This is a genomic window from Janthinobacterium sp. GW823-FHT03B06 (assembly GCF_058796955.1).
In genome coordinates this window covers 16,768-27,068 of record NZ_JBXAJE010000008.1, presented here as the reverse complement: position 1 = coordinate 27,068, position 10,301 = coordinate 16,768, and the positions used below count along the sequence as shown (strand labels likewise).

The following is a 10,301-nucleotide window of genomic DNA, read 5'->3' as shown; positions in this document are numbered from 1 at the left end:
CTGATTCGCGGCTTCCAGCAGCATTGACAGGGAACAAGGTCCGGGACTGCAAAAGGTCATCAAAATGTCATAATTGGCGCTCCGCCTTGGCGCGCCAAGGCGGGGTTCAGCCGAACAGCACGATGCCGCCCGGCAGCCGCGTCACGCGCGCGCCATACGCATCCTGGATCAGGGCGATCACGTCGTCGAGGCGGTCGAGCGAAAAGCTCGCTTGCACGCGCGTCTGTTTCAAGGCGTCACCATTGAGGATCAGCTTGCCGGGACGGTAGCGGTTCACCTCGTCCACCACCTCGGCCAGGGTGCTTTGTTTAAAAACCAGCAGCCGGTGGCGCCACGCGCTGACGTCGCTTTTTGCCACCGCGCGGGCAATGCCGAAATGCTCGGGCCGGTAGCGCAGCTGCTGGCCCGCCGCCAGTTCCGCATCGTGGCCGGCCTGCGCCACGCGCAAGCGGCCCGCCAGGCACGTCACGCACACTTCCTGGCCGAACAGGCGGATATTGAAGCGCGCGCTGCCGGCCGACACGCTGCCGTCGCCCGCCTGCACGCGCACCCGCGCCGCACCGCGCAGGCCGGCCTGGAATTCCGCCTCGCCCGCCAGCAGCACCAGCGATGCGGCGCCGTCCTGCACGGGCGCCGCATCGAGGCGCGTCTGCGTATTCATCTGCACCAGCACACCGCCATCGAGCGCCACTTCGCGCTGCTCGCCCGTGCCCGTCGCGTAGTCGGCGGCCAGGCCCGCCACGGCCGGCCACAGGTCCGTCGGCGGGCGCAACACCAGCAAGCCCAGCGAGGCGGCCACGCCGGCGCCCAGCCAGGCGCGCCGCGCCGTATTCACTGGCGCCTGTGCCCGCTTGACGGCGCGCGCGGCCGGCGCCATGGCGCCCCACACGGCGCGCGCCTCGGCAAACGCCGTCGCATGCCTGCGGCTGCGCGCGCACCAGTGGCGAAACACTTGCGCATCGCGTTCGCTGACCTGGCCCGAGGCCAGGCGCACGACCCATGCCTGCGCTTCCTTCTGGATGACACTCATGTCGTCTTCCGCTTGTTCAATCATGATGTTTAGACGTTTTTCCCGCGCCGGGACCGAAGCGCTGGATGAAATCGCGTCCCATGCGCTCGCAGCAATGTTCGAGGCCGGCGCGCAATTCCTTCTCCACCGTGCGGGCGGAAATGCCGAAGCGCTCGGCGATGTCGCGGTGCGGCAACTGATCGACGCGGGCGGCGATGACGATGGCGCGCCGGCGTTTCGGCAACTCCTGCAAGGCCCGCTCCAGTTCTTCCAGTTCGGCGCGCGCGCTGAAGGTGCGGGCCGGGTCGGCCAGCTCGTCGGCCATCTCGTACAAGTCGTCGATATCGGGAAGGCTGAGCAGGCGCGCATTGTCGCGGCGTTGATCTTCCGCAATGTTGATGGCGATGCGCATCAGATACGCGGACGGATAGCTGATCGCTTCGGGCGCGGTCATCTTTTCCACTCTTAAATATGTCTCATGCAGCGCGTCGTTGGCCAGGTCTTCCGAGCCCAGGCGGCGCTGCAGGTGGCGGCGAAACTGTCCATAGCGTTCCAGGAACAGCTTGCGCAAGGTGGCTTTCAGCAAGTCCGACATCGTCAAGTCGCTCCGGCCGGCAGGTAGGGCGCGCAATCGGCCCCTGGGTCGGGCCGCGGCGTCAGCAGGATCGTCAGCGGCTGCGGCAAGCCCGCCGGTGGCGCGCCGTCCATCAGCAGGCTGCGCAGACGCTGCACTACGGCGTTGTCGCGCTGTTCCACACCGCTCGCTTCCAGCACGTGGACGGCGCGCACCTTGCCCCGCTCGTCGAGCCACAACTGGAAGGCCAGGCGGTAGCGGCCGAAAGCGTCCGGATGCAAGCGGCACAGGGCGCGCGTGAGCGAACGCTGCAGGATGACCGCATAGCCTTGCAGCGGTGGCGCGGCAGGAGCGGCCTGGGCCGGCAAGGGCGCCGGCGCTGCCGGGGCGTCGGCCAGCGCCAGCAAGGTAAACGCATTGCTGCCGCTAAAGCGCGCGCCCAGTTGCGTGCCGGCCAGCAAGCGCTGCAGCGCTTCAGCCGGCGTGTAGTCGCCGCGCACGGGCGCTGCCACTCTGCCGGCCGCCAGCTGGCTGCTGACGAGCACGGAATACCCGGTCACTTCGCCAAACGCCACCAGGGCCGCGTCGAGCGGCTGGGCGGGCAAGTCGAAGCGCAGGGTAGAGTGCGCGCTGGCGTCAGCACCGTCCGCACCCGCAGCCGGCCGCACGAATGTCATCAATGTCATCAATGTCATCAGCAAGCAGGCAGACAGGGCATTGCCCCTTGCGGCGCGGCGGTGGCTTAGTGTCATTTTCCTGGGGACGCAACGAAAAATCCTGCTCATGAAGTGTCTTGACTGCAATGTTGTCTGCAGAATGGCAAGATGGTAGCTTCATAAAATGACAACTGCATGACATGGCGTCGGCCCGCATGCCGGCCTGTGTCATCGCCGCGACATATGATCTTGCTATGCTGAACGCCTGATCCACCACTCCGGGAGCCGCCATGGCACGCCTGTTATCACTGTTGCTGTTGGCCTGCGCCGCCCTGCCCGCGCAGGCGGACGAGCACACCGTCGTCGTGAAGGCCGCCGCGCCGCCAAAGGGCTGCGTGGAAGTGGAAGCGAACGGCCAGCGCGCGCCATCGATGTCTTGCCTGAATGAAAAATTATTGCCGAATAGCAACACCATGAACCGGCCGCCGCCCGCCCTGTCCGGCGCCGAAGCGATCATGCAGCGGCCATCGAACCAGCTGGGGCTGTACAACCGCGCCGCCCTCGAACACCGCATGGGCAATGCCTTTGGCAAGTCCGTCACGCCGCAGAGGCCGCCGGCTCCCGCGCCCGCCAGCCCGCTGCTGCCGCCCCGTTGAAGCGCTTGTCAACGCACAGTCCATTTGCGCTGTCAAGATTGCGCAATCGCGCCGATTGCGTATCATTCCAGGCTTGATCGCTCTGGAAACAACCATGCTGCCCACTATCGAACAACGCCTTGCCCTTGAACTTGCCGCCAAACCGGTGCAGGTTGCCGCCGCCATCGAACTGCTCGACGAAGGCGCCACCGTGCCCTTCATCGCCCGTTACCGCAAGGAAGCGACCGGCGGCCTCGACGATATCCAGCTGCGCCTGCTCGAAGAGCGCTTGCGCTACCTGCGCGAGCTGGAAGAGCGGCGCGCCGCCATCGTGGCGTCGATCACGGAACAGAACAAGATGACGCCCGAGCTGCTCGACGCCGTCATGCACGCGGAAGACAAGACGCGCCTGGAAGACCTGTATTTGCCATACAAGCAGAAGCGCCGCACGAAGGCGCAGATCGCCATCGAAGCGGGCCTGATGCCGCTGGCCGACGGCTTGCTGGAGAACCCGGAACTGACGCCGGAAATGGAAGCGGGCAAGTTCCTGCGCGACGCGTTTACTAGTGCCGACGGCAACAACCCGGGCGTGGCCGACACCAAGGCGGCCCTCGACGGCGCGCGCCAAATTCTGATGGAGCGCTTCGCCGAAGACGCGACCCTGCTGCAAACCTTGCGCGAATACGTGCAGGAACACGGCATCGTCGAATCGAAAGTGGTGGAAGGCAAGCAGGACGAAGGCGAAAAATTCGCCGATTATTTTGATTACTCGGAAACCATTTCCACTGTACCTTCGCACCGCGCGCTGGCCCTGCTGCGCGGCCGCCGCGAAGGCATCCTCGACGTCACCCTGCGCCTGGACACGGAAGCGGAAAAACCGAAATGGGATGCGCCGCACAATCCGTGCGAAGGCCGCATCGCCGCCCGCTTCGGCATCAAGCAGCAAGGCCGTCCGGCCGACAAGTGGCTGGCGGACACGGCGCGCTGGACCTGGCGCGTGAAAAGCTTCATGCACCTGGAAACTGAACTGATGGGCGCGCTGCGCGAACGCTCGGAACTTGACGCGATCAACGTCTTCGCCACCAATCTGAAAGCGCTGCTGCTGGCCGCGCCGGCCGGCCAGCGCGCCACCATGGGCCTCGATCCCGGCTTGCGCACGGGCGTCAAGGTCGCCGTGGTCGATGCCACCGGTAAAGTGGTCGACACGGCCGTGATCTACCCGCACCAGCCGAAGAACGACTGGGATGGCTCCTTGCACACGCTGGGTCGTCTTGCCGCCAAGCACAATGTGTCCTTGATTTCGATTGGCAACGGCACCGCCTCGCGCGAAACGGACAAGTTGGCGCAGGATTTGATCAAGCAGCATCCGGAAGCGAAGATGACGAAGATCGTCGTCTCGGAAGCGGGCGCGTCGGTGTATTCGGCGTCCGAATTCGCCTCGAAGGAATTGCCGGACATGGATGTGTCGCTGCGCGGCGCCGTCTCGATCGCGCGCCGCCTGCAAGACCCGCTGGCCGAGCTGGTCAAGATTGACCCGAAATCGATCGGCGTGGGCCAGTACCAGCATGACGTCAGTCAAAGCCAGCTGGCACGCTCGCTCGATGCCGTGGTGGAAGATTGCGTGAATGCCGTGGGCGTGGACGTCAACACGGCATCGGCGCCGCTGCTGGCGCGTGTGTCCGGCCTGTCGGCCAGCGTGGCGCAAAGCATCGTCACCTACCGCGACATGAAGGGCGCGTTCACCTCGCGCGCAGCCTTGAAGGCCGTGCCGCGCCTGGGCGACAAGACCTACGAGCAGGCGGCGGGCTTCCTGCGCGTGATGGGCGGAGAGAACCCGCTGGACGCCTCGGCCGTCCACCCGGAATCGTACCCGCTGGTGGAAAAGATTTTGGCGGACATCAAGAAGGACATCAAGGCCGTCATCGGCGAAACGGCGCTGCTGAAAACCCTCAGCCCGGCAAAATATGCGGATGAAACCTTCGGCGTGCCGACCATTAGCGATATTTTGAAGGAACTGGAAAAGCCGGGCCGCGACCCGCGTCCAGAATTTACCACCGCCACCTTCAAGGAAGGCGTGGAAGAAATCCGCGACTTGCGCCCGGACATGATTCTCGAAGGCGTGGTCACCAACGTGGCCGCCTTTGGCGCCTTCGTCGATATCGGCGTGCACCAGGATGGCCTCGTGCACATCTCGGCCCTGTCGAACACCTTCGTCAAGGACCCGCACACGGTGGTGAAAGCAGGCCAGGTCGTGCGCGTGAAAGTGCTGGAAGTCGACGAGAAGCGCAAGCGCATCGCGCTGACCATGCGCCTGACGGACAGCGCGCCGCAAGCGGGCAGCAAACCCGAGCAGCGTGGCGACCGCAACGACCGCCGCAGCATGGCGCAGCACCAGTCGCAGTCGCGCAACGCGCCCGAGCCGGCCGGCAGCATGGCCGCCGCCTTCGCCAAGCTGCGCGGCTAAGCCCATGGCCGCCAGGCATGACCTCGTCATCCTGGCGGTGGACGCCGCCAGCCCGGATGCCCAGCTGCTGCTCGACGCATTGTCGGACGCGCTGCTGCGCATCAACGGCGACAGCGGCCGTTCCTCCTTCGATGTCGAAGCGGCAACGCCGCGCGGCGGCTTTTACCTGGCCCGCGATGCCAGCGGCGCTCTGCTCGGCTGCGCCGCCCTGCGCCCGCTGGGCGGGCCGGACAGTTCCATAGGCGAACTCAAGCGCATGTATGCGCGCCCCGACAGCACGGGCGTGGGCGCGGCCCTGCTGGCCCACGTGGAGGCGCAGGCGCGCCGGCATGGCTACCAGGCCCTGCACCTGTCCACCCGCGTGGCGAATGGCCGCGCGGTGGCGTTTTATGCCAAACACGGCTATGTGCCGGTCGTTGCCTGGGGCAAATACGTGGGCGCGGCACAATCGACCTGTCTGGGCAAGACCATATAAGCGTCAACGTGGCTGACTTGCCCGATTTATGACTTGAGCGCATACCCGTGCCGTCGTTTTCTTATAAAATGACGGCATCTATTTATTTACCCATCAGAGGCAGCTATGAGCGACGTACAAACCTGGATCAAAGAAACCGTGACGAACACGCCAGTCGTGCTGTTCATGAAGGGCACGGCCCAGTTCCCGCAGTGCGGCTTTTCCGGCCGCGCCATCCAGATCCTGAAAGCGTGCGGCGTGGAAAACATTGCCACCGTCAACGTGCTGGACGACCCGGAAGTTCGCCAGGGCATCAAGGATTACTCGAACTGGCCGACCATTCCGCAGCTGTATGTCAAAGGCGAGTTCATCGGTGGTTCCGATATCATGAATGAAATGTTTGAATCGGGCGAACTGAAGTCCCTGCTGGATGCCTGATAGCCAAACGCAGCGGCCGCGCCGTGTCGTCGTGGCCATCACGGGCGCCACGGGCGCCGTGTATGGCTTGCGGCTGCTGCAATTGCTCGGCGCCATCCCCGGCGTCGAGACGCATCTGGTCCTGTCCGATGCCGCTGTTTTGACCCTGCACCAGGAAACGGGCGTGGGGCGCAAGGACGTCGAAGCGCAGGCGCACGTCGTGCACAAGCTGCGCGACATCGGCGCGTCGATCGCCAGCGGCTCGTTTCAATCGGATGGCATGGTCGTCGCGCCGTGCTCGATGAAGACCCTGGCGGCCGTGGCGCACGGCTTGTCGGATAATCTGATCACGCGGGCCGCCGATGTGGTGCTCAAGGAGCGCCGGCGCCTGATCCTGATGGTGCGCGAAACGCCGTTCAACCTGGCGCACCTGCGCAATATGACGGCCGTGACCGAAATGGGCGGCATCATCTTCCCGCCCTTACCGAGCTTTTATCACCACCCGCAGAGCATTGCGGAGATGGTCGACCATACGGTCGCGAGGGTCATCGACCTGCTCGGCATCGAGCACGACCTGGCACCGCGGTGGAATGGCCTTAAAGCGTCAGAAACCTGACATCACCAACGCAATCAACTTATAGGCGGGGAAACCCCTGCCAAGTCACGATGCCTGACAAAAGCGTAGCGAGCGGCAGTGATTTGTGGCCGAGAAGCGCAACCGTGCTCTAGCACGGTGAGCATCGCCGGCCGCAAAGCGCGACGCGCAGTAGCTTTGGTCAGGCATCCCTCACCTCTTGTCGAACTGATGAGCACTGGCCTGCTTCAAATCCCTGGCTTCTTCAACCATCCTGCGGTGGGCGATCCGTTTGCGCATCACTTCCGCATGTTGCGCGGCAGTCATGGGGGGCACGGTCATCAAGTCCTTCAGCTGCGCGGTATTGCTGTAGTTACTTTTCATAAGACGGCTCAAATGCTCGGCTCCGTAGTGGATGAACTGGCTGCTTCTGATGTGATTATGCGCTGGTATTGGCCGCTGCGCCGCTGCGTACGGGATTATTGTCAAATAATTCCGCTGCAGCGCAACATGCGAGGTCTTATTGTGCGGCAAAATCATGTCTCCAGTATGACCTTGCGCAAATAAAAGGACAGGGGGAGCGCCGCCAGCGTAAGGCGGACGGCGCCGGCCGGGGAGGGCCTGAATGCTTACTTTTGGTAGTTGACTCTCACCAGCATGCGAATAAATTCTCGCGCGATTTGACGATGATGTTCATCTAATCTTTGCAAATCGGCAATTAATTTCACATCGGCGGACTCAAAGCGCGATAAAGCGCTGCCCGCTTCACCATTCGGCGTGGCGCTTTCCGGACCGCCAAAACGCAACCATTCCGCGGGAACGCCCAACCATTGGGCAATCATGCGCAATTTTTCTTGCGTGGGAATTGCTTCACCTACTAACCATTTCCTAGCTGCATGCACAGTAATCGGGCGTCCATCGAAACGGATGTTGAATTCCCGGGCCAGTCTGGTCGGGCTGTCTGGAGAGTAATGGGCGTTTTTGAGAGCCAACTGAAGTCGCTGGCTGAAGCTTTCGCGTTCGTTAGAAGAATTCATAGGTGTACTATTTCATGTTGTAACATGAAAGTCAGTTTCTTGAATGACCATACAGATTGTTACATTTGAAAAGAGTATCAATTAACAATTAACACTCCGGCCGGGCTTTTCAGGTCAAAAAGTGGGCCGAATTTTCTCTTGCGATTCTGCGTGGCTTCGGGTCAAATTCGCGGCTAGCCTTGATTTTCGCACTGCAGCACGATTCAAAGCCTCGGTTTGGCATTACAACGTACGGTATCGGATAATGCCCTCCTCTGCCGATACATGCAATGCCCATGTCATACAATTTCTTGTAGACAAAGTTTTCAGAAGGGCCATTTTGTTTCCAATATGGAAACGACATGAACGACGTGTTCATAGTGAAACGTTGTTTTTTGATCGTGCCTACTGGAAAGAATCTGCACCTAAAAAATTTTACTGCCATCGCAGCGAAAAGAATGTCGCCGTTATGCCAGGAAAGCTCTTTTTGGTGTCATCTTGGCCACCAACTCTCGATCTTAAGCGCGTTTGTGCAAGAAGAATCAATTTATTTTCAGTAATTGTTGTCTGATTCGCCAAATTCTCCCTTTACGCCTTCTTTTTTCTTTGTTGCAGCACGGGCAGGGCACGCTACAATAGTATTGACGTTGACGTAAACGGCACTTTGCCACCACCTGTCTCGCCGCATCCCATCTGACGACCGACCACCCATGCAACCGACACCGCCCGCACCCATGACGACCTATACCATTACCGAACTGGCGCGGGAATTCGACATCACGGCGCGCGCCATCCGTTTCTATGAAGACCAGGGCTTGCTCAGCCCGAAACGCGAAGGCGCCGGCGGCCGCAGCCGCGTCTACACGCCGCGCGACCGCACCCGCCTGAAGCTGACCCTGCGCGGCAAGCGCCTGGGCCTGGCCTTGTCGGAGATCAAGAGCCTGGTCGACATGTACGAGTCGCCGAAGGACACGCGCGCGCAGATGGACCGCTTCCTGGGCGTGCTGGCGCAGCACCGGCAAACCCTGGAGCAGCAGCGCATCGATATCGAAATGGCGCTGGCGGAAATCAGCGCGCATGAAGACGCGTGCGCGCGCATGCTGGCGGACTTGAATATTGATAAGGCGCAAACAAGCTAGCAAGGCAAGCGGCGCACACCTGCCGCGCGCGCCACTTTACGTTTACGTAAACGTCACAACTGAGTATCATAGCTTCACTGACCCGGCACCCATGACCGCCACACTTATAACGACGACGAGGACGACATGCTCCATCTCCCAGGCTTGACCTTTGACCACGGCGACGACATCGCCTCCCTGCGCGAAGCGATCCAACAATTTGCCGCCGCCGAAATCGCGCCGCGCGCGGCCGAGATCGACCGCACCGACCAGTTCCCCATGGACCTGTGGCGCAAGATGGGCGACATGGGCTTGCTCGGCATCACCGTCAGCGAAGAATACGGCGGCGCCGGCATGGGTTACCTGGCGCACATCATCGCCATGGAAGAAATCTCGCGCGCCTCGGCTTCCGTCGGCCTGTCCTACGGCGCCCACTCGAACCTGTGCGTGAACCAGATCAAGCGCAACGGCACGGCCGAGCAAAAAGCGAAGTACCTGCCGAAACTGATCACGGGCGAACACATCGGCGCCCTGGCCATGTCGGAACCGAACGCGGGCTCGGACGTCGTCAGCATGAAGCTGCGCGCCGACTTCAAGGGCGACCGCTGGGTCTTGAACGGCACCAAGATGTGGATCACCAACGGCCCCGACGCGGACGTGCTGGTGGTGTACGCGAAAAACGACCTGGAAGCGGGTCCGCGCGGCATGACGGCCTTCCTGATCGAAAAGAATTTCAAGGGCTTTTCCATCGCGCAAAAGCTCGACAAGCTGGGCATGCGCGGCTCGCACACGGGCGAACTGGTATTCCAGGATTGCGAAGTACCGGCCGAAAACGTGCTCGGCGGCTTGGGCAAGGGCGTCAACGTGCTGATGTCGGGCCTCGATTTCGAGCGCACCGTGCTGTCCGGCGGCCCGCTGGGCATCATGCAGGCCTGCATGGACCTGGTCGTGCCCTACGTGCATGACCGCAAGCAATTCGGCCAGCCCATCGGCGAATTCCAGTTGATGCAAGGTAAGCTGGCCGATATGTATTCGACCATGATGGCGTGCAAGGCCTATGTCTACGCCGTGGGCCAGGCTTGCGACCGCGCCACCACGCCGGAAGCCGTGCGCCAGTTGCGCAAGGATGCGGCCGGCGCCATTCTGTATAGTGCGGAAAAGGCGACCTGGATGGCGGGCGAAGCGATCCAGGCACTGGGCGGCAACGGCTACATCAACGAGTATCCGGCCGGCCGCCTGTGGCGCGATGCCAAGCTGTACGAAATCGGCGCCGGGACCAGCGAAATCCGCCGCATGCTGATAGGCCGCGAACTGTTTGCGGAAACCAAGTAAGCACGGGCGCGCGGCGATCGACTGGGTGAGGAGCCATTCATGCGAGCACAGC

General features: G+C 62.3%; 12 protein-coding genes. 8 read left to right on the top strand and 4 right to left on the bottom strand.

The genetic code is table 11. The annotated features are described in order from the left end of the window. Window positions 1-106: 106 nt before the first annotated feature. From AC1RBA_RS23015 to AC1RBA_RS23005, 3 genes are read right to left on the bottom strand one after another with little or no spacing between them, the layout of a single operon-like run. Window positions 107-1,054, bottom strand: a complete 948-nt coding sequence (locus tag AC1RBA_RS23015) for a FecR family protein (protein ID WP_492404863.1) — start codon at window positions 1,052-1,054, stop codon at window positions 107-109. Then, window positions 1,047-1,604, bottom strand: coding sequence for an RNA polymerase sigma factor (locus AC1RBA_RS23010; protein WP_070221741.1), 558 nt, complete (start codon window positions 1,602-1,604; stop codon window positions 1,047-1,049). Before AC1RBA_RS23010 ends, AC1RBA_RS23015 begins: the two co-directional genes overlap by 8 nt. Window positions 1,605-1,606: 2 nt before the next feature. After that, window positions 1,607-2,269 carry a secretin and TonB N-terminal domain-containing protein gene (locus tag AC1RBA_RS23005; protein ID WP_492419913.1) on the bottom strand — a complete coding sequence of 221 codons (663 nt, stop codon included), beginning with the start codon at window positions 2,267-2,269 and terminating at the stop codon, window positions 1,607-1,609. Between the two features lie 260 nt (window positions 2,270-2,529). Between AC1RBA_RS23005 and AC1RBA_RS23000 the strand changes: the two genes are divergently transcribed. The 6 genes from AC1RBA_RS23000 (at window position 2,530) to AC1RBA_RS22975 (ending at window position 7,350) form a co-directional block, all read left to right on the top strand. Beyond that, a complete protein-coding gene (locus tag AC1RBA_RS23000) occupies window positions 2,530-2,895 on the top strand; it encodes a hypothetical protein (protein ID WP_409027560.1) in 366 nt (121 codons plus the stop codon). Window positions 2,896-2,989: 94 nt separating this feature from the next. After that, window positions 2,990-5,338 carry a Tex family protein gene (locus AC1RBA_RS22995; RefSeq protein WP_070221739.1) on the top strand — a complete coding sequence of 783 codons (2,349 nt, stop codon included), beginning with the start codon at window positions 2,990-2,992 and terminating at the stop codon, window positions 5,336-5,338. A 4-nt stretch (window positions 5,339-5,342) separates the two neighbouring features. Beyond that, window positions 5,343-5,813, top strand: coding sequence for a GNAT family N-acetyltransferase (locus AC1RBA_RS22990; RefSeq protein ID WP_492419912.1), 471 nt, complete (start codon window positions 5,343-5,345; stop codon window positions 5,811-5,813). Window positions 5,814-5,918: 105 nt separating this feature from the next. Then, window positions 5,919-6,230, top strand: coding sequence for a Grx4 family monothiol glutaredoxin (grxD, locus tag AC1RBA_RS22985; protein ID WP_034753766.1), 312 nt, complete (start codon window positions 5,919-5,921; stop codon window positions 6,228-6,230). Further along, the gene (locus tag AC1RBA_RS22980; protein ID WP_492419911.1) at window positions 6,223-6,825 is read left to right on the top strand and encodes a UbiX family flavin prenyltransferase; all 603 of its coding nucleotides are present in this window, start codon (window positions 6,223-6,225) and stop codon (window positions 6,823-6,825) included. The genes grxD and AC1RBA_RS22980 overlap by 8 nt, the downstream gene beginning before the upstream one ends. A gap of 189 nt (window positions 6,826-7,014) precedes the next feature. Next, window positions 7,015-7,350, top strand: coding sequence for a hypothetical protein (locus AC1RBA_RS22975; protein ID WP_162995524.1), 336 nt, complete (start codon window positions 7,015-7,017; stop codon window positions 7,348-7,350). A gap of 62 nt (window positions 7,351-7,412) precedes the next feature. On the opposite strand, the gene AC1RBA_RS22970 is transcribed toward AC1RBA_RS22975, so the two are convergent. Then, window positions 7,413-7,820: a hypothetical protein gene (locus AC1RBA_RS22970; RefSeq protein ID WP_034753756.1), complete on the bottom strand. Its 408-nt coding sequence runs from the start codon at window positions 7,818-7,820 to the stop codon at window positions 7,413-7,415. A gap of 713 nt (window positions 7,821-8,533) precedes the next feature. Here AC1RBA_RS22970 and AC1RBA_RS22965 point away from each other — a divergent pair. Continuing rightward, complete coding sequence (locus tag AC1RBA_RS22965) at window positions 8,534-8,938, top strand: MerR family transcriptional regulator (RefSeq protein ID WP_326459569.1); 405 nt, start codon at window positions 8,534-8,536, stop codon at window positions 8,936-8,938. 126 nt (window positions 8,939-9,064) lie between these two features. After that, window positions 9,065-10,249, top strand: a complete 1,185-nt coding sequence (locus AC1RBA_RS22960; protein WP_070260712.1) for an isovaleryl-CoA dehydrogenase — start codon at window positions 9,065-9,067, stop codon at window positions 10,247-10,249. The last annotated feature ends 52 nt before the right edge of the window (window positions 10,250-10,301 follow it).

Coding starts and splice junctions, on each gene's coding strand:
- AC1RBA_RS23015 (WP_492404863.1), bottom strand. CDS start 1,054: ATGATTGAACAAGCGGAAGACGACATGAGTGTCATCCAGAAGGAAGCG.
- AC1RBA_RS23010 (WP_070221741.1), bottom strand. CDS start 1,604: ATGTCGGACTTGCTGAAAGCCACCTTGCGCAAGCTGTTCCTGGAACGC.
- AC1RBA_RS23005 (WP_492419913.1), bottom strand. CDS start 2,269: ATGACATTGATGACATTCGTGCGGCCGGCTGCGGGTGCGGACGGTGCT.
- AC1RBA_RS23000 (WP_409027560.1), top strand. CDS start 2,530: ATGGCACGCCTGTTATCACTGTTGCTGTTGGCCTGCGCCGCCCTGCCC.
- AC1RBA_RS22995 (WP_070221739.1), top strand. CDS start 2,990: ATGCTGCCCACTATCGAACAACGCCTTGCCCTTGAACTTGCCGCCAAA.
- AC1RBA_RS22990 (WP_492419912.1), top strand. CDS start 5,343: ATGGCCGCCAGGCATGACCTCGTCATCCTGGCGGTGGACGCCGCCAGC.
- grxD (WP_034753766.1), top strand. CDS start 5,919: ATGAGCGACGTACAAACCTGGATCAAAGAAACCGTGACGAACACGCCA.
- AC1RBA_RS22980 (WP_492419911.1), top strand. CDS start 6,223: ATGCCTGATAGCCAAACGCAGCGGCCGCGCCGTGTCGTCGTGGCCATC.
- AC1RBA_RS22975 (WP_162995524.1), top strand. CDS start 7,015: ATGAGCACTGGCCTGCTTCAAATCCCTGGCTTCTTCAACCATCCTGCG.
- AC1RBA_RS22970 (WP_034753756.1), bottom strand. CDS start 7,820: ATGAATTCTTCTAACGAACGCGAAAGCTTCAGCCAGCGACTTCAGTTG.
- AC1RBA_RS22965 (WP_326459569.1), top strand. CDS start 8,534: ATGACGACCTATACCATTACCGAACTGGCGCGGGAATTCGACATCACG.
- AC1RBA_RS22960 (WP_070260712.1), top strand. CDS start 9,065: ATGCTCCATCTCCCAGGCTTGACCTTTGACCACGGCGACGACATCGCC.